Annotated in this window: 15 protein-coding genes; 10 read left to right on the forward strand and 5 right to left on the reverse strand. The window is 72.9% G+C overall.

All coding sequences use genetic code 11. The features are described 5' to 3' along the window. Positions 1 to 47: 47 nt before the first annotated feature. Complete coding sequence (locus tag MU522_RS09680; protein WP_246990775.1) at positions 48 to 986, reverse strand: ParA family protein; 939 nt, start codon at positions 984 to 986, stop codon at positions 48 to 50. A 65-nt stretch (positions 987 to 1,051) separates the two neighbouring features. Between MU522_RS09680 and MU522_RS09685 the strand changes: the two genes are divergently transcribed. Further along, positions 1,052 to 4,456 (forward strand): pyruvate carboxylase, encoded by a 3,405-nt coding sequence (locus MU522_RS09685; protein ID WP_246990776.1) that lies wholly within the window; start codon positions 1,052 to 1,054, stop codon positions 4,454 to 4,456. Beyond that, the gene (locus MU522_RS09690) at positions 4,453 to 4,944 is read left to right on the forward strand and encodes a peptide deformylase (protein ID WP_246990777.1); all 492 of its coding nucleotides are present in this window, start codon (positions 4,453 to 4,455) and stop codon (positions 4,942 to 4,944) included. Before MU522_RS09685 ends, MU522_RS09690 begins: the two co-directional genes overlap by 4 nt. Positions 4,945 to 4,948: 4 nt before the next feature. Here MU522_RS09690 and MU522_RS09695 read toward each other — a convergent pair whose 3' ends face one another. Both MU522_RS09695 and MU522_RS09700 read right to left on the reverse strand, forming a co-directional pair. Further along, positions 4,949 to 5,812 carry a class I SAM-dependent methyltransferase gene (locus tag MU522_RS09695; protein ID WP_246990778.1) on the reverse strand — a complete coding sequence of 288 codons (864 nt, stop codon included), beginning with the start codon at positions 5,810 to 5,812 and terminating at the stop codon, positions 4,949 to 4,951. Positions 5,813 to 5,851: 39 nt separating this feature from the next. Beyond that, on the reverse strand, positions 5,852 to 7,687 hold the full coding sequence (locus MU522_RS09700) for an AMP-dependent synthetase/ligase (RefSeq protein ID WP_246990779.1): 1,836 nt from the start codon (positions 7,685 to 7,687) through the stop codon (positions 5,852 to 5,854). A gap of 128 nt (positions 7,688 to 7,815) precedes the next feature. Between MU522_RS09700 and MU522_RS09705 the strand changes: the two genes are divergently transcribed. Together MU522_RS09705 and MU522_RS09710 are read left to right on the forward strand one after the other, a co-directional pair. After that, a complete protein-coding gene (locus MU522_RS09705) occupies positions 7,816 to 8,532 on the forward strand; it encodes a lysophospholipid acyltransferase family protein (protein WP_146357580.1) in 717 nt (238 codons plus the stop codon). A 61-nt stretch (positions 8,533 to 8,593) separates the two neighbouring features. Then, positions 8,594 to 9,976, forward strand: a complete 1,383-nt coding sequence (locus MU522_RS09710; RefSeq protein WP_128188529.1) for a 3-deoxy-7-phosphoheptulonate synthase class II — start codon at positions 8,594 to 8,596, stop codon at positions 9,974 to 9,976. 22 nt (positions 9,977 to 9,998) lie between these two features. Here MU522_RS09710 and pknB read toward each other — a convergent pair whose 3' ends face one another. Continuing rightward, the gene (gene pknB / locus MU522_RS09715) at positions 9,999 to 11,924 is read right to left on the reverse strand and encodes a Stk1 family PASTA domain-containing Ser/Thr kinase (RefSeq protein WP_246990780.1); all 1,926 of its coding nucleotides are present in this window, start codon (positions 11,922 to 11,924) and stop codon (positions 9,999 to 10,001) included. A gap of 65 nt (positions 11,925 to 11,989) precedes the next feature. Between pknB and MU522_RS09720 the strand changes: the two genes are divergently transcribed. Beyond that, positions 11,990 to 12,322, forward strand: a complete 333-nt coding sequence (locus MU522_RS09720) for an Rv2175c family DNA-binding protein (RefSeq protein ID WP_225792830.1) — start codon at positions 11,990 to 11,992, stop codon at positions 12,320 to 12,322. A 6-nt stretch (positions 12,323 to 12,328) separates the two neighbouring features. Here the strand turns inward: MU522_RS09720 and MU522_RS09725 are convergent, their stop codons facing one another. Next, on the reverse strand, positions 12,329 to 13,441 hold the full coding sequence (locus tag MU522_RS09725; protein WP_225792829.1) for a polyprenyl synthetase family protein: 1,113 nt from the start codon (positions 13,439 to 13,441) through the stop codon (positions 12,329 to 12,331). Positions 13,442 to 13,512: 71 nt separating this feature from the next. Between MU522_RS09725 and MU522_RS09730 the strand changes: the two genes are divergently transcribed. The 5 genes from MU522_RS09730 (at position 13,513) to MU522_RS09750 (ending at position 18,229) form a co-directional block, all read left to right on the forward strand. Next, on the forward strand, positions 13,513 to 13,893 hold the full coding sequence (locus MU522_RS09730) for a DUF3040 domain-containing protein (protein ID WP_128188525.1): 381 nt from the start codon (positions 13,513 to 13,515) through the stop codon (positions 13,891 to 13,893). 286 nt (positions 13,894 to 14,179) lie between these two features. Continuing rightward, positions 14,180 to 14,611, forward strand: a complete 432-nt coding sequence (mraZ, locus tag MU522_RS09735; protein WP_246990781.1) for a division/cell wall cluster transcriptional repressor MraZ — start codon at positions 14,180 to 14,182, stop codon at positions 14,609 to 14,611. Between the two features lie 96 nt (positions 14,612 to 14,707). Beyond that, on the forward strand, positions 14,708 to 15,694 hold the full coding sequence (gene rsmH / locus MU522_RS09740) for a 16S rRNA (cytosine(1402)-N(4))-methyltransferase RsmH (protein WP_146357573.1): 987 nt from the start codon (positions 14,708 to 14,710) through the stop codon (positions 15,692 to 15,694). After that, positions 15,691 to 16,353: a hypothetical protein gene (locus MU522_RS09745; RefSeq protein WP_246990782.1), complete on the forward strand. Its 663-nt coding sequence runs from the start codon at positions 15,691 to 15,693 to the stop codon at positions 16,351 to 16,353. Before rsmH ends, MU522_RS09745 begins: the two co-directional genes overlap by 4 nt. Before the next feature lie 94 nt (positions 16,354 to 16,447). Continuing rightward, positions 16,448 to 18,229, forward strand: a complete 1,782-nt coding sequence (locus tag MU522_RS09750) for a penicillin-binding protein 2 (protein WP_246990783.1) — start codon at positions 16,448 to 16,450, stop codon at positions 18,227 to 18,229. Positions 18,230 to 18,234 lie beyond the last annotated feature (5 nt).

Consider the following 18,234-nt stretch of genomic DNA (forward strand, 5'->3'; position numbering starts at 1 on the left):
CCGCGCGCGCGGCAGAGGTTCGGCCGATGGCCGGACGGCCGAGCGGCCTACGGCTGCTTGCCCTCGCCCGGCTCGGCCTCGCCGGCGGTGGTCGTCTCGGCGTCCTCGACGGCAGCGGCCTCCTCGAGCTCCGCGGCGGCGGTCGCGTCGACGGCGGCGGTCGGGGCGGGCACCTTGCGGCCGGAGGCGGCCTCGTCGCCGGCCCGGCCGGCGGCGGTCAGCACGGTCTGGAGCAGCTCGTCGAACTGCAGCGCCATCTCCTGCGCGCCCTCGCCCGGCCACACGTGGAGCGGACGGGCCGCGCCCTGCGCCTGCTGCATCGAGGTGCGCTCGGGCAGCACGGTGTCGAGCACGAGCGGCCCGAACATGTCCTTGAGCTCCTGGATGCGGTACTGGTGCTCGAGGGACTGCGGGCGCGCGCGGTTCACGACGATGCCGAGCGGCTGCAGCCGGGGGCTGAGGCCACGACGGATCTCCTCGATCGCGCGCAGCGCGCGGTCGGCGGCGGCGACCGAGAACAGGCCCGGCTCCGTCACGACGAGCACGCGGTCGGATGCCGCCCACGCGGTGCGCGTGAGGGCGTTGAGCGACGGGGCGCAGTCGACGAGCACGAGGTCGTAGTCGTTCTCGACGGTCGTGAGCGCCGTCTCGAGCTTCCAGATGTCCTTGATGGTCGGGTGCGGGCCGTCGAAGTTGATGGCCGAGGGGGAGCCGATGAGCACGTCGATCGTGCCGCCGTGCCCCTGGGTCCAGCCCGAGGGCGAGATCGCCTGCTGGACGACCTTGTCCTTCGGGTTCGTGAGGACGTCGGCGACGTTCAGGCGGCCCTCGATCTCGATGTCCATGCCGGTGGAGGCGTCGGACTGCGGGTCGAGGTCGACCACGAGCGTGCGGAGGCCCTTGGCGAAGGCGGCGGAGGCGAGACCGAGCGTCACCGTGGTCTTGCCGACACCGCCCTTGAGGGAACTGATCGAGAGTACGTGCACGGCGCACAAGCCTAGCCCCACTACATTGGGAAGCCCGCGCCGCCGCACCCCCGGGAGGGTTCTGCATGTTCCAGAAGCTGCTCGTCGCCAACCGTGGCGAGATCGCCATCCGAGCCTTCCGCGCCGCCAACGAGCTGGGCATCCGCACGGTCGCCGTCTACGCGCACGAGGACCGCAACTCCCTGCACTGCCAGAAGGCGGACGAGGCCTACCAGATCGGGGAGCCGGGCCGCCCGGTGCGCGCCTACCTGACGGTGAGCGAGATCATCCGCGTCGCGAAGGACTCCGGCGCCGACGCCATCTACCCGGGCTACGGGTTCCTGAGCGAGAACCCCGAGCTCGCGACCGCGGCCGCCGAGGCCGGCATCACGTTCGTGGGGCCGGGCCCGGCGGTGCTGGCGATGGCCGGCAACAAGGTCACCGCCAAGGAGCACGCGATCGCCGCGGGCGTGCCCGTGCTGCGGTCGACGCCCGCGACCACCGACATGCAGACGCTGCTCGACGGGGCCGACGAGATCGGCTTCCCGGTCTTCTGCAAGGCGGTCGCCGGCGGCGGCGGCCGGGGGATGCGCCTGGTCCAGCGCCGCGAGGATCTCAAGGAAGCGCTCGAGGCCGCCATGCGCGAGGCCGACTCCGCCTTCGGCGACCCGACCATGTTCATCGAGCAGGCCGTCGTGCGCCCGCGCCACATCGAGGTGCAGATCCTCGCCGACGCGACCGGCGAGACCGTGCACCTGTTCGAGCGCGACTGCTCGGTGCAGCGCCGCCACCAGAAGGTCGTCGAGCTCGCCCCCGCGCCCAACCTCTCCGAGGAGAAGCGCGCCGAGCTCTACCGCGACGCGGTCGCCTTCGCCCGGTCGATCGACTACGTGAACGCCGGCACGGTCGAGTTCCTGCTCGACACCGCGGGGGAGCGCAAGGGCCAGCACGTCTTCATCGAGATGAACCCGCGCATCCAGGTTGAGCACACGGTCACCGAGGAGATCACCGACGTCGACCTCGTCGCGAGCCAGATCCGCATCGCCGCGGGCGAGACGCTCGAGCAGCTCGGCCTCACGCAGGACCGCGTCGAGATGCACGGCGCCGCGCTCCAGTGCCGCGTCACCACCGAGAACCCCGCCGACGGCTTCCGGCCGGACACCGGGCGCATCACCGCCTACCGGTCGCCCGGCGGCGCGGGCGTGCGCCTCGACGGCGGCACCATCAACCCCGGCACCGAGGTGAGCCCGCACTTCGACTCGATGCTCGCGAAGGTCACGTGCCGCGGCCGCGACCTCGACACCGCCATCCGCCGCGCGCACCGCGCGGTGAGCGAGTTCCGCATCCGCGGCGTCGCCACGAACATCCCCTTCCTGCTCAACCTGCTCGAGCACGACGAGTTCCGCTCGGGCGACGTCTCGACGCACTTCATCGACGAGCACCCCGAGCTCACGCGCATCAACCCGCCCAAGGACCGCGCGTCGAAGGTGCTCGCCTGGCTCGCCGACGTCACCGTCAACGCGCCGAACGGCAAGGCCGACCGCGTCATCAACCCGGCCATCAAGCTGCCCGCGGCCGACCTCGAGGCCCCCGCGCCCGACGGCGAGCGCCAGCGGCTGCAGGAGCTCGGCCCGGCCGGCTGGGCGAAGGCGCTGCGCGAGCGCACCTCGCTCGCGGTGACCGAGACCACCTTCCGCGACGCGCACCAGTCGCTGCTCGCGACCCGCGTGCGCACCGCCGACCTCGTGGCGGTCGCCCCGCACGTCGCCCGCATGACGCCGCAGCTGCTCTCGATGGAGGCGTGGGGCGGCGCCACCTACGACGTCGCGCTGCGCTTCCTCGGCGAGGACCCGTGGGAGCGGCTCGCGAGCCTGCGCGAGGCGATGCCGAACATCCCGCTGCAGATGCTGCTGCGCGGCCGCAACACCGTCGGCTACACGCCGTACCCGACCGAGGTGACGACCGCGTTCGTCGAGGAGGCCGCGGCGACGGGCGTCGACGTGTTCCGCATCTTCGACGCGCTCAACGACGTCGATCAGATGCGGCCCGCGATCGACGCGGTGCTCGAGACCGGCACCACGGTCGCCGAGGTGGCGCTGTGCTACTCGGGCGACCTGCTGAGCCCCGACGAGGACCTCTACACGCTCGACTACTACCTGCGCCTCGCCGAGCGCATCGTCGACGCCGGCGCGCACGTGCTCGCGATCAAGGACATGGCGGGCCTGCTGCGCGCGGGCGCCGCGACGAAGCTCGTGTCGGCCCTGCGCGAGCGCTTCGACGTGCCGCTGCACCTGCACACGCACGACACCGCGGGCGGCCAGCTCGCGACGCTGCTCGCGGCTTCGGCCGTCGGCGTCGACGCCGTCGACGTCGCGAGCGCGCCGATGGCGGGCACGACGAGCCAGCCGTCGCTGTCGGCGCTCGTCGCCGCGGTCGCGAACACCGAGCGCGACACCGGCCTCTCGCTCACCGCGGTGAGCGACCTCGAGCCGTACTGGGAGGCGGTGCGCCGCCTCTACAAGCCGTTCGAGTCCGGCCTGCCGGGCCCCACCGGCCGCGTCTACCACCACGAGATCCCGGGCGGCCAGCTGTCGAACCTGCGGCAGCAGGCGATCGCGCTCGGCCTCGCCGACGACTTCGAGAGGATCGAGGACTGGTACGCGGCCGCCTCGCGCATCCTCGGCCGCCCCACGAAGGTGACGCCGTCGTCGAAGGTGGTCGGCGACCTCGCGCTGCAGCTCGTCGCGCAGGGCGTCGACCCCGAGGAGTTCGAGCGCGACCCGCGGAGGTTCGACATCCCCGACTCCGTGATCGGCTTCATGGCGGGCGAGCTCGGCGACCTCCCGGGCGGCTGGCCGGAGCCCTTCCGCTCGAAGGTGCTCGAGGGCCGCACGGTCGACATCTCGGTCACGCCGCTCGAGCCCGAGCAGGCCGCGCGCCTCGCCGAGCCCGGCGCCGACCGCCGCGACGCGCTCAACGAGCTGCTGTTCCCCGGGCCGACGCGCGCCTTCAAGGAGACCCGCGCGCAGTACGGCGACCTCTCGGTCGTCGACACGATCGACTACCTCTACGGCATGCAGGCCGGCGAGGAGCACCAGGTCGGCATCGGCCGCGGCGTCACCCTCAACGTCGAGCTCGAGGCGGTCGGCCAGCCCGACGACGACGGCATCGTGACGGTCATGACGGTGCTCAACGGCCAGCTGCGCCCGGTCTACGTGCGCGACCGCTCCGTCACCGTCGACAAGCCGCAGGCCGAGAAGGCGGATGCGTCGGTGCCGGGCCAGGTCGCGGCACCCTTCGCCGGGGCGGTCACGGTCAAGGTCGCCGAGGGCGACGCGGTCGCCGCCGGCGACCCCGTCGCCACCATCGAGGCGATGAAGATGGAGGCCGCGATCACGACGCCGATCGCCGGCACCGTCGAGCGCCTCGCGCTCACCGGCACGACGCCCGTCGAGGCGGGCGACCTGCTCGTCGTGGTCCGCCCGTCGTGAGCGTCCGCGAGATCCGGGTCTTCGGCGATCCGGTGCTGCGCGAGCGCGCCGAGCCCGTCGACCCGTCGTCGCCCGCCACCGCCGCGCTCGTGCAGGACCTGCTCGACACGGTGCGCGTGCCGGGCCGAGCAGGCGTCGCCGGCTGCCAGATCGGCGTGGCGCGAGCCGCCTTCTCGTACAACGTCGATGGCGAGGTGGGCTACGTCCTGAACCCGCGCATCGACGAGGTGCGCGGCGAGCCCGTGCCCGTCGACGAGGGGTGCCTGTCTGTGCCCGAGCTCGGCTTCCCCACGCCGCGGCACCCGTACTGCCGGGTCGTCGGCGTCGACCTCGCGGGCGACGAGGTCGTGCTCGAGGGCGAGGGGCTCATGGCGCAGATGCTGCAGCACGAGATGGGCCACCTCGACGGGAAGCTCTACCTGCAGGCGCTCGACAAGGAGATGCGCTCGATCGCGATGGCCGAGGTGCGGAAGGCCGCCTGGTACTGAGCGGTCAGGCGCCGCGGGGCGTCGCCGCCTCGGCGCCGGGCTTCGCGAGGGTGAGGATGCCGTAGCGCATCGCGCCGGTGCGGTAGGCGAGCATCAGGCGGGGGAGCGACAGCGCGAACTCGCGGTTGCGCGCCTCGACCGCGAGCCGGCGCGTCTCGGGGTCGACGAGCACCGACCGCAGCAGCCGGCCGGTGCAGATCGTCCACGTGCGCGCCACTCGGCGGCTGACGTCCTGGTACCCGACGACCTCGAGGCCCGCGGCCCGCGCCATCGCCTCGTACTCCGCGCGAGTCCCCATCGACGGCAGGCGCCCCTCGCGGCAGATCGGCTCGAGCAGGTGGCGCACCTCCCACCGGCGCGGGTCGGGGGCCGCGAGCCACGCGCACACGACGAGGCGGCCGCCGGGCACGAGCACGCGGTGGGCCTCGGCGAACAGCCGCTGCTTGTCGGCGAAGTGCTCGCTCGACTCGATCGCCCACGCGGCGTCGGCCGAGGCGTCCGGCAGGCCGTTGTCGAGCCAGTCGCCCTGCCGGATCTCGACGCCGGCGGTCGCGTGCGCCGCGGCGTGCCGCGCCTGCTCGCCCGAGAGGGTGAAGCCGACGACGCGCACGCCGCGCGTCGCCGCGAGGCGCCGAGCGGTGGCGCCGTAGCCGCAGCCGATGTCGACGCACGCGTCGCCCGGGGCGAGGCCGAGGCGGTCGCCGACCGCGTCGACGAGCGCCTCGACCGCCGCTTCGGGGGTCTCGTCGCCCGTCGACCACAGCCCGTGGTGCACGTGCTCGCCCCACAGCCGCCGGTACGTGGCGTCGAGCTCGTCGTAGTGGTCGGCGACCGCCGCGGCGGACTGGGGCGCTCCGGGCAGGATCACGGGATCACACGGGCAGGAGGTCGTTCGGCGCGGGCTCCGTCACTCGCCGACGTCGTGCGCCGTGGAGTTCGAGGCGTAGATGTCCTCGATCTGCGGGGCGAAGTCGCGCATGACGTTGTCGCGCTTGATCGACATCTTCGGCGTCAGGTGCCCGTTCGCCTCGATGAACTCGACCGGGAGGATCGCGAACTTGCGCACCGACTCGGCGCGCGAGACGAGGGTGTTCGCGCGGCGGATCTGGCCGCGCACCTCCTCGATGACGGCGGGGTGCTGCGCGGCCTGCTCGAGCGTCATCGCCTTGTCGTGGCCGTGGTTCTCGAGCCAGGTGGGCAGCATCTCGGCGTCGAGCGTGATGAGCGCGGCGACGAACGGGCGCTGGTCGCCCACGACGACCGGCTGGCCGATGATCGTGTTCGAGCGGATCGGGTCCTCGAGCGTGTTGGGGGCGACGTTCTTGCCGCCGGCGGTGACGATGAGCTCCTTCTTGCGGCCCGTGATCGTCAGGTAGCCCTCGCTGTCGAGCGCGCCGATGTCGCCGGTGTGGAACCAGCCGTCCTCGGTGAACGCCTCGCGCGAGCCCTGCTCGTTGTGCCAGTAGCCGGCGAAGACGCAGACGCCCTTGACGAGCACCTCGCCGTCCTCGGCGATCTTCACGCCGTTGCCAGGCAGGGCGGGGCCGACGGTGCCGATCTTGAACTTGTCGGGCACGTTGACCGTGACGGGCGCGGTGGTCTCGGTGAGGCCGTAGCCCTCGAGGATGCGGATGCCGAGGGAGCGGTAGAAGTGCGCGAGGAAGTGCGACAGCGGCGCCGAGCCCGAGACGGCGTACTTGACGTTGCCGCCGAGCGCCACCTTGAGCTTGCTGAGCACGAGCCGGTCGAAGAGCGCGAAGCGCAGCTTGAGCCCGAGCGGCACATGGCCGGCGTCGAGCGCCTTCGAGTGCTCGACGGCGGTGAGCGCGGCGGCGCGGAAGATCTTGCCCTTGCCGCCGGCCTCGGCCTTCTGCTCGCTCGCGTTGTAGACCTTCTCGAACACGCGCGGCACGGCGAGGAAGAAGGTGGGCTTGAACGAGCCCATCGACGGCAGCAGCTTCTTCGTGTCGGACTGGTGGCCGACCCGCACGCCGGACGCGATGCCGAGCACCGAGATGAAGCGCGCGAACACGTGCGCCTGCGTGACGAACAGCAGCGTCGACGAGCCGGGGCCGACGACGTCGGCCATCGCGACCTTGGCGTTGCGGCACAGCTCGACGAAGTTCGAGTGCGTCAGCATCACGCCCTTGGGGCGGCCGGTCGAGCCGGAGGTGTAGATGAGCGTGGCGACGTCGCTGCCCACGGCGATCGAGCGGCGGCGCTCGATCTCCTCGTCGGGCACGTCCTTGCCGCGCTCGACGAGCGCGTCGAGGTCGCCGCGGTCGATGCGCCACACGTCGGTGATCGCGGGCAGGTCGCCGTGCGCCTCGTCGAAGCGCGACACGAGGTCGGCGTCCTCGAGGATGACGCGGGAGGCTCCGCCGTCGGAGAGGATCCACTGGATCTGGGAGGGCGCGGAGGTCTCGTAGACGGGCACCATGCGGGCGCCGGCGTACCAGAGCGCGAAGTCGACGAGCGAGAACTCGTAGCGCACCTTGCACATGAAGCCCACGGCGTCGCCGGGCTCGACGCCGGCGGCGACGAGGCCCTTGGCGAGCGCGATCACCTGGCGGCGGAACTCGGCGGCGGAGACGTCGCGCCAGCCGTCGCCCTCGGGCAGCGCGAACAGCGGCGTGTCGGGGTAGGCCCGGACGGTGTCCTCGAGCAGGTCGGTGACGTTCGCGTCGGGGTCGGGCGCGACGACAGGGGGGATGACACCCTCGGGGACGGTGAGCTCGGGCACTGGGACTCCTTCGGCGTTCGTGCGTTGCGAGCATTCTATGGTCGCCCCGGCCGGCGGCCCCGAGCCGCGCGCGCATGTCTGTCGGACCCCTCCCACTGCCCTAGGCTCGTGGGCACGACGGAGGTGCGATGTTCTACTGGCTGCTGCGGCACTGGGTGGTCGGCCCGTACATGAACCGCGTGTTCCGGCCGTGGGTGGCGGGGCTCGACAACATCCCCGAGCACGGCGGCGCGATCATCGCGGGCAACCACCTCTCGGTGATCGACTCCTTCCTCATGCCGCTCGTGATCGACCGGCGCGTGTACTTCCTCGCGAAGTCCGACTACTTCAACGGCAAGGGGCTCAAGGGCCGGCTCGTGCGGTGGTTCTTCCTCGCGGTGGGGCAGCTGCCGATGGATCGCTCCGGCGGCGAGAAGAGCTCGCAGAGCCTCGACGCGGCGCTGCAGAAGCTGCAGGACGGCGGGCTCATCGGCATCTACCCCGAGGGCACCCGCAGCCCCGACGGCAAGCTCTACCGCGGCCGCACCGGCGTCGCACGCATGGTGCTGGATGCGCGGGTGCCGGTGATCCCGTGCGTGATGGTCGACACCGAGAAGGTCATGCCGATCGGGCAGCGCCTGCCCAAGGTGGGCCGCATCGGCATCATCTTCGGCGAGCCGATCGACTTCTCGCGCTACTACAACCTCGAGGGCGACCGCTTCGTGCTGCGCTCGATCACCGACGAGATCATGGTCGGCCTCAACCGCATCTCCGACCAGGAGTACGTCGACGTCTACGCGTCGAGCGTGAAGTCGCGCGTCGAGGCAGAGCGCCGTGCGCTCGCCGCGCAGCGCACCGGCCGCTGACCGCGCCCCTCGGTAGACTGGACGGCGGCGCACCCCGGCGCCGCACGACGCAGAGGCGAGCATGACCGACACGATCGCGATCCCCGAGTCCACCGGACACCGCTCCATCGAGCAGGGGCTGGATGCCTATCGCGCGCTCCCCATCAAGCAGCAGCCCGCCTGGGGCGACGAGGCCGCCGTCGAGCACGTGCGCCGCGAGCTGCGCAGCGCCCCGCCGCTCGTGTTCGCGGGCGAGGTCGACATGCTGCGCGAGCGGCTCGCCGCCGCCGCGCAGGGCCGCGCCTTCCTGCTGCAGGGCGGCGACTGCGCCGAGACCTTCGCGGGCGCGACGGCCGACAACATCCGCAACCGCGTGAAGACCATCCTGCAGATGGCGGTCGTGCTCACGTACGGCGCAGCGATGCCGGTCATCAAGATGGGCCGCATGGCGGGGCAGTTCGCCAAGCCGCGCTCGAGCGACGACGAGACCCGCGGCGACCTGACGCTGCCGGCCTACCGCGGCGACATCGTCAACGGCTACGACTTCACGCCGGAGTCGCGCGCGGCCGACCCGCAGCGCATCCTGCGCGGCTACCACATGGCCGCGTCGACGCTCAACCTCGTGCGCGCGTTCACGCAGGGCGGGTTCGCCGACCTGCGCCAGGTGCACTCGTGGAACAAGGGCTTCGCGCAGAACCCGTCGTTCGCGAGGTACGAGGCGCTCGCCGGCGAGATCGACCGCGCGGTGCGCTTCATGGAGGCCGCCGGCGCCAACTTCGACGAGCTGCGCGGCGTCGAGTTCTTCACCGGCCACGAGGGCCTGCTGATGGACTACGAGCGCCCGCTGACCCGCATCGACTCGCGCACGGGCCTCGCCTACAACACCTCGAGCCACTTCCAGTGGATCGGCGAGCGCACGCGCGACATCGACGGCGCCCACGTCGACTTCTTCTCCCGCGTCCGCAACCCCATCGGCGTGAAGCTCGGCCCGTCGACGACGGCCGCCGACATGGAGGCGCTCGTCGACCGCCTCGACCCCGACCGCGAGCCCGGCCGCCTCACGTTCATCACCCGCATGGGCGCTGGGCGCATCCGCGACGCGCTGCCGCCGCTGCTCGAGGCCTCGAAGTCGCTCGAGTCGACGCCGCTGTGGGTCACCGACCCGATGCACGGCAACGGCATCACGACGAGGAACGGCTACAAGTCGCGCCGCTTCGACGACGTGGTCGACGAGGTGCGCGGCTTCTTCGAGGCGCACCGCCAGGTGGGCACGTTCCCCGGCGGCATCCACGTCGAGCTCACCGGCGACGACGTGACCGAGTGCCTGGGCGGCGCCGAGGACATCGACGAGCTGGGCCTCGAGTCGCGCTACGAGTCGCTCTGCGACCCGCGGCTCAACCACATGCAGTCGCTCGAGCTCGCGTTCCTCGTGGCCGAGGAGCTGCGGGCGGCGCAGCGCCCGTAGCCGCCGGGCAGCGGCGCCGGCGTCAGTAGGTGGCGTCGAGGGCGACGGTCGCGCCCTCGACGACCGACTCGCCGGCCTCGGTGCCCTGCGACACGATGTCGGCGCCCGGCGCGCCCCACAGGGGCTCCGGGATGTTCGTCGTCAGGTCGGGCTGGAGCCCCGCCTCCTCGATCGCGCGCAGCGCGTCGGGGATGGGCATGCCCACCACGTCGGGCACCTCGACCATGCGGGGCCCGAGGGAGACGACGCCGGTGACGGTGTCGCCCGCGCGCATGTGGCGGTCGCTCGGCACGGTGACGCTGATGAGCACGCCGGCGGGCACGTCGGCCGAGTGCTCCTCGGCCGAGAAGTCGGCCTCGAGCCCGGCGGCCTCGAGCGCCGCGCGCGCGTCGTCGGCCGACTGGCCGGCTGCCGCGGGGATGGGCCCGAGCGAGACGCGCAGCGCGATGGGGGAGCGCTCCTCGAGCTCCTCGAGCTCGGTCAGCACGGTGCCGTCGGGCGCGTAGCCGGCGATGACGGTGCCCGCGGGGCTCGCGTCGAAGATCTCGTCGAGCGGCTCGGCGACGGCGAACTCGGCGGCCTCGATGTCGGCGCGCGCCTGGTCGAGCTGCAGGCCGGCGACCTCCGGCACGGGGAGGCTGCGCCGCCCCGACGAGAGCACGAGCTGCACCGAGTCGGCGCTGCGGATCTCGGTGCCGGCGGGCGGATCGGTGCGCAGCGCGTGGCCGGCGGGGATGTCGTAGTGCGGCTCGGTGACGCTGCCGGCGATCTCGATGCCACGCTCGGCGAGCAGCTGCTCGGCCGCCGCCTGCGGCTCGCCAGCCACCTGCGGCACGGTCGCGTTGCCGCCGGGGCCGAGGTTGAACCACCAGCCGATGCCGGCGGCGAGGAGCGCGCCCAGCAGCACGGCCGCGAGCCACAGCATCCCGCGCCTGCGCCGCACCGTCACCCGGCGGGCGAGCGCGGTGGTCGCGGCGCCATCGCCGCCGTCCTCGACGACCTGCGGCTCGACGGGCGCGCCCCGCCGGGGCTTCCGGGGCCGCTCGATGACGGTCGTCGAGCGGTCGTCCTCGGTGACCGCCGGCAGCACCGACGTCGGCCGGTCGAGGCCGCGCGCGCGCACCGCGTGCACCTCCTCGAGCATCTCGGCGGCGTTCGCGGGGCGCAGGTTCGGGTCGCGCTGCGTCGCCCAGTGGACGAGCGAGTCCATCCCCTCGGGCACGTCGCCCGCGACGCTCGAGGGCAGCGGCACCTGCTCGTTCGCGTGCTGGAAGGCGATCTGCATCGGCTCGTCGCCCGTGAACGGCTGGGTGCCGGTGAGCATCTCGAAGAGCATGATGCCGACCGCGTAGATGTCGCTGCGGGTGTCGGCGACGCCGCGCGTGACGAGCTCGGGGGAGAGGTAGGCGATCGTGCCGAGCAGCGCCTTGCCGGTCGCGGTGTTCGCGGTCGCGGCGCGCGCGAGCCCGAAGTCGCCGATCTTGATGCGCCCGTCGTGCGCGAGCAGGATGTTCTCGGGCTTCAGGTCGCGGTGCACGATCCCGGCGCGATGCGCGGCGGCGAGGCCGGCGAGGATCGCCTCGAGCACGTCGAGCGACTGCTCGGCGGTGATGCGGCCGCGCTCGGCGAGCAGGTCGCGCAGCGTGATCGACGGCACGAGCTCCATGACGAGCCACGCGAGGTCGCCGTCCTCGCCCTGGTCGTACGTGTTCACGACGTTCGGGTGCGCGAGCCGCGCCGCGGCCTTCGCCTCCTGGATGAAGCGCTCGCGGAAGTCGGGGTCGTCGCCGAGGTGCGGGTGCATGACCTTGACGGCGACCTTCCGGTCGAGCCGTCGGTCGACGCCCTCGTAGACGCTCGCCATGCCGCCCCGCGCGATGCGCTCGCTCACCTCGTACCGGCGGTCGATCAGCCGTCCGATGACGGGATCGCGGGAGTCGACGGGCACGTGCCGAGGATAGGCGGGATGCGGCCGGTTCCCCGTGATCCACGCCGTCCGCCATCATGGGAGCCGTGACGCAAGACACCACCTGGCTCTCCGTGCCCGACCTCGTGACCCTGCTCGGCCAGCCGGTCGGGCGCATCCACCGCCTCATCGAGGAGCATCGCCTGCCGGCGACCCGCCGCAACGGGCGGCTCGAGGTGCCCGCCGCCGCGATCCGCGACGGCGAGCCGCTGCCGGAGCTGCGCGGCACGCTCCTCGTGCTGCTCGATCAGGGCATGACCGACGACGAGGCGATCGACTGGCTGCTCGCCGAGGACGACTCGCTCGGCACCGCGCCGATCGAGGCGATGCGCGCGGGCGCGAAGTCGGCCGTGCGGCGCGCGGCGCAGCTGCTCGGCTGAGCCGGGTCAGCGGTCGCGCTTCGCGACCGTGTCGGCCAGCCGCTCGAGCTCGAGCACCGCGGAGCGCGACAGCGCGCCCTCGTGCAACGCCTCGAGCGCCTCGCCGACCGCGCGGTCGATGAGCGCCTCGAGCCGCGCGGGCGCCTCCGAGCGCTGGATGGCGTCCTGCAGGATCGCGACCTGGCGGTCGTCGAGCTCGCGGTCGCCGAGCAGCTCGTCGAGCATCGTGCGCACCCCCGAGCCGAGGCGCTGCCGCGCGATCTCGATCAGCACGGTGCGCTTGCCCTCGCGCAGGTCGTCGCCCGCAGGCTTGCCGGTGACCTCGGGGTCGCCGAACACGCCCAGCAGGTCGTCGCGCATCTGGAAGGCCACGCCGACGGGCAGGCCGTAGCCGGCGAGCGCGTCGAGCTGCCCCTCGTCGGCGCCCGCGAGCAGCGCGCCGAGCGTGAGCGGCGCCTCGACCGAGTACTTCGCCGACTTGTAGACGGCGACGGTGTGCGCGCGGTCGAGCAGCGCCGCCGGCTCCTGTCGGATCCAGGCCGCCTCCTCGAGCACGTCGAGGTACTGGCCGAAGGTGACCTCCTCGCGCATGCGACGGTAGGCGTCGTGCACGGCGTCGCCGTGCGCCGTGCCGCGGCACGCGAGCAGCATGCGGTCGTCGGCCCAGTTCAGCAGCAGGTCGCCGGCCAGGATCGCGGCGCTCGTGCCCCACGACGCGGCGTCGCCGACCCACTCGCCCTCGCGGTGCATCCGCTCGAGCGAGCGGTGCATCGCGGGCCTGCCGCGCCGGGTGTCGGATGCGTCGATGATGTCGTCGTGCACGAGGGCGGCGGCGTGGAAGAGCTCGATCGCGGTCGCGACGCCGACCACCTGCGCCCACTGCGGATCCTGCTCGGTGCCGGTCGTGCGGTCGGCCCCGTCGCGGGAGGCGGTGACCGCGTGCCAGCCCCAGAGCACGAACGCGCTGCGCACGCGCTTGCCCCCGGAGACCATCTCGCGCACGAGCCGCAGCACGGGCGCGGCGTCGCCGGAGATCTCCGTGAGGGCGCGCTCGCGCTCGTCGAGGTACTGCTGGATCGAGCCGTCGACGGCTCGGGCGAAGCGCTGCTGTGCCGACACAACCCACATGCTATTGACAGCGACAGCGCGTACACTGGCCATCCGCACCGGTCGAGCGAAGGGGGTGCGAGATGGGCCTCTCCGAGCACGAGCAGCGACTGCTCGACGAGATGGAGCGCAATCTCTACAAGCACGAGGCCGACATCGTCACCGCCTCGAGCGGTCCGCGCACGGTCGACTACACGAAGGTTGCCGTCGGCGTCCTCGGCATCGCGATCGGGCTCGTGCTCATCGTGGTGGGCGTGTCGATGAAGCTCGCCGTCCTCGGCGTCCTCGGCTTCGGCGTCGCCGTCGCCGGTGCGCTGTGGGCGCTGTCCGCGTCGAAGCCCGCGACCGGCGACGACGTCGCGCCCGGCGCGCGGCCCAGCGAGGGCCCGGCGTCGGCGAAGCAGGGCCCCAACCTCATGGACCGCCTCGCGCAGGAGTGGGACGACCGCAACCAGCGGGGCTGAGCCTCCGCCGCGGCGGCCTCCACCGCGCTCCACCCCAGGGTCGACTCGAGAGAGTCGGCCCTTTCTCTTCGCTTCATGCACCCGCCCCGGGCGCGCTCGCCGCGCCCGGGGCGTCTGCATGCCGGAAGGGCGCCGAAAGTCCTCCACCGCCGCATCCCTTGCCATTCCTGGCGACTCGGGCGAGTCGTGGACAGATTCTCGAGATTTGTGGCGGTGAGTGGAGTAGAGTGGAGGAAGTCGGAAGGGTCCGACGCAACTGCTCGCAGGCCGGACGAGAGGGGGCGATGTGTTCCTCGGCACCCACACGCCCAAGCTCGACGACAAGGGCCGCGTCATCCTCCCCGCCCGGTTCCGGCAGGAGCTCGAGGGCGGCCTCGTCCTCACCCGCGGGCAGGAGCGCTGCATCTACGTCTTCTCGGTGCGCGAGTTCGAGCGGGTGCACGAGCAGATCCGCCAGGCGCCGCTGACCTCGTCGGCGGCGCGCGACTTCCTGCGCCTGTTCCTCTCCGGCGCGTCGAGCGAGCAGCCCGACAGCCAGCACCGCGTCACGATCCCGGCCAACCTGCGCGACTACGCGGGCCTCGGTCGCGAGCTCACCGTCATCGGGGCGGGCACGCGGGCCGAGATCTGGGACACCGAGGCCTGGAACGAGTACTACGCGGCCAAGGAGGCCGACTTCGCGAGCACCACGGAGGAGGTGATCCCCGGCATCTTCTGACCCGGCTCGTGACCCCCAGCTGTCCGCCGCGCCGCACTTCCCCGGCGGCGCGTCGAACGGATGGGGATCAGGGACCGGGACGGAGCAGGGAACGACATGGACGCATCCGACCTCCACACCCCCGTGATGCTCGAGCGCACGCTCGAGCTGCTCGCCCCGGCGATCGCCGCCGCCGTCGAGGCGGGCCGCACGCCCGTCGTCGTCGACGGCACGCTCGGCATGGGCGGCCACACCGAGGCGCTGCTCGCCGCGCACCCGACGCTCGTGGTCGCCGGCATCGACCGCGACCCCGACGCCATCCGGCTCGCCGGCGCGCGGCTCGCGCGCTTCGGCGACCGCTTCGTGCCGGTGCAGACCACCTACGACCGCATCGACCTCGCGGCCGAGGCCGCCGGCGTGCGGCTCGTCGACGGCATCCTGCTCGACCTCGGCGTCTCGAGCCTGCAGCTCGACGCCGCCGACCGCGGCTTCGCCTACGCGAAGGACGCGCCGCTCGACATGCGCATGGGGCAGTCCGGCGACGTGACCGCCGCCTCGATCCTCGCCGAGCGCAGCGACCGCGAGCTGTCGCGCCTCTTCCGCGAGTACGGCGACGAGAAGCTCGCCGACCGCTACGCGCGCGCCATCGTCGCGGCGCGCGCGACGGCCCCGATCGAGACCTCCGCGCAGCTGGTCGACATCCTGCAGGCGGCGACGCCGCGGGCGCTCTCCAACCAGGGCCACCCCGCGAAGCGCGTGTTCCAGGCGCTGCGCATCGAGGTCAACCAGGAGCTCGCGATCCTCGAGCGCACGATGCCGGCGGCGATCGCCGCGCTCGCGGTCGGCGGGCGCATCGTCGTGCTCGCCTACCAGTCGCTCGAGGACCGCATCGTCAAGCGCGCCCTGCAGGCCGCCGCCTCCTCGACGGCGCCGCTCGACCTGCCCGCCGAGCTGCCCGAGCACGCGCCGCAGCTGCGGCTGCTCGTGCGCGGCGCCGAGCTCGCCGATGAGGACGAGCGCGCGGCCAACCCCCGATCGGCACCCGTCCGCCTCCGCGCCGCGCAGCGCATCCGACCCGCCTCGATCCCGGAGGAGCTGGCATGACCACCGCAGCCATCGTCGACCTGCACGCCCAGCCCCAGCGCCACCCGGAGCCCCAGGGCGAGCCCGAGCGGCACCTGCGGGCGCTGCCCCTGCCGGCGATCGCGCCGCGCCGGGCGCCGCGCCTCGTGCACGGGGTCGTGGCGCTCGCCGGCCTCGCCGGCATCGTGTGCGCGCAGCTCGGCCTGTCGGTCGTCATCAGCGAGGGCGCATACCGGCTGAGCGACCTGCAGGTGCAGTCGACGACCCTCGCGCGCGCCGAGCAGATGCTCGCCGAGGACGTCGCGGTGCTCGCGTCCCCGCAGCACATCGCCGTCGCCGCCGACGAGCTCGGCATGCTCGCCGGCCAGCCCTCGCAGTTCCTCACGATCGCCGGCACCGCGACCGCGGGCGGGCCCGACGCGCTGCACATGCAGGCGCCCGCGCTCGACCGCTTCGGCATGTATGTGCCGAACTCCCTCCTCACCGAGCAGCCGCAGGCGGCCGCCGCGGTGCAGCAGGCGCAGGTCGAGGCGGCGAGGCCCTACCCGGGCATGCTGCTGCCTGCGGGCGAGTCGCCCTTCTCCGGCGACCCGACCGTGGCGCAGGCCGAGCAGGCCGGGCAGCCGCAGCAGCCGGCTCCGGGCACGCTGCTGCCGGCCGAGGCGAACGCCGGCGGCTGAGGGCGTGGCGGCCGGGCGAGCAGCCGGGGCGCCGATACCGTGCTGACGACCTGATCGAGGCTCGCGATGCGAGCGGAATGGAGCGGAGGTGCCCGTGGCCGCCAAGCGGAACCGGAGTCGCGACCGCGTGCGGACGACGATCATCGCCGTGCTCACCTTCGCGATGCTCGCGGGCTTCGTCGTGCGCCTCGCCGACATCCAGCTCGTGCGCGCCGAGGCGCTCAACGCCGAGGCGGATGGGCGCCGCGGCGTCTCGCAGACCATCTTCGGCACGCGCGGGCCGATCGTCGACTCGACGGGCACCGTGCTCGCCGAGAGCGTCGACCGCTGGGACCTCACGGTGTCGCCGCGGTACACGCGGGACCTCCAGCCCGACCTCGACGGCGTCGAGGCGGTCGTGACCGTCGGCGACGCGCTCACCGAGATCGGCCGCATCACCGGCGACGACCCGCTCGACCTGCAGGCGCGCATCTACGCCGAGCTCGAGCGCAACCCCGATTCCGACTACCTCATGCTCTCGAGCGGGCTCGACGTCGAGCAGTTCGAGGCGGTGCAGGCGCTCGACCTGCCCTACGTGTACCTGCGCCTCAACCCGCAGCGCCTGTACCCGGCGGGCTCCGTCGCCGGCAACCTCGTCGGCTTCATGGGCCAGAGCGAGCCGCTCGCGGGCATCGAGCGCAGCCAGGACGAGTGCCTCGCCTCGGAGCCCGGCAGCCGCGTCTTCGACCGCTCGGCCGACGGCACGCCCATCCCGGGCTCGATGCTGACCGAGCCGGCCGTCGACGGCGGCACCGTCGAGCTCACGATCGACAGCGACGTGCAGTACCAGGTGCAGCAGCTCACCGCGCAGTACACGACGCAGCTGCGTGCGCGCAGCGGCACGAGCATCGTGATGCGCACCGACGGCAGCATCGTGGCGGTCGCCGAGTCCCCGACGGTCGACCCGAACGAGCCGTCGTCCTCCGAGCAGCAGGACCGCGGCTCCCGCGCCTTCACGGCCGCCTACGAGCCCGGCTCGATCTTCAAGACCTTCTCCTTCGCGGCGATGCTCGACCTCGGGCTCATCACGCCGAGGGACGAGCTGAGCGTGCCGTGGACGTACACGGCACCGGGCGTGCGCGTGCGCGACGCCTCCTCGCACCCCGTCGAGCAGTGGACGGCCGCCGGCATCCTGGTGAACTCGTCGAACTCCGGCATGGTGCGGCTCGCCGAGCAGATGGACCGCGGCGACTACTTCGAGTACCTCGACCGCTTCGGCTTCGGCGAGCAGACCGCCGTCGGGTTCGCCGGCGAGCAGTCGGTGCCGCTCCGCGACGCCTCCGCGCTCGACCCCCAGACGAGCCTCAACGTGCTCTTCGGGCAGGGCATCGCGACGACGCCCATCCAGATCGCCTCGGCCTACCAGGCGCTCGCGAACGGCGGCGTGCACCTGCCGGCGCGACTCATCGAGGGCTGCACCGATGCGGCGGGAGAGGTGACCCGTCCCGAGCAGGGGCAGGGGGAGCGCGTCGTCACCGACGCCACCGCCCGGCAGACGCTCGAGGTGCTCGAGAACGTCGTCACCGACTACGGCTACGACACGTTCCCGATCGACGGCTACCGCATCGCCGCGAAGACCGGCACCGCGCAGATGGCGTACGAGAACGGCGGGGGCTACGACCCCGACCGCATGATGATCTCGGTCGCCGGCGTCTTCCCGGTCGACGACCCCCAGTACGTGGTCGTGACCATGTACGACAGCCCGCAGACGCTGCGCACGAGCGCGGGGGCCATCCCCGCCTTCCACGATATGGTGAACCTCCTGATCCGCCACTACGACATCCCTCCGAGCACCACCCAGCCGCCGGAGGTCCCGCTCGAGTGGACCGCGGACTGAGCAAG

The sequence above is a fragment of the Agrococcus sp. SCSIO52902 genome (assembly GCF_022983135.1).
GTDB lineage: Bacteria > Actinomycetota > Actinomycetes > Actinomycetales > Microbacteriaceae > Agrococcus > Agrococcus sediminis.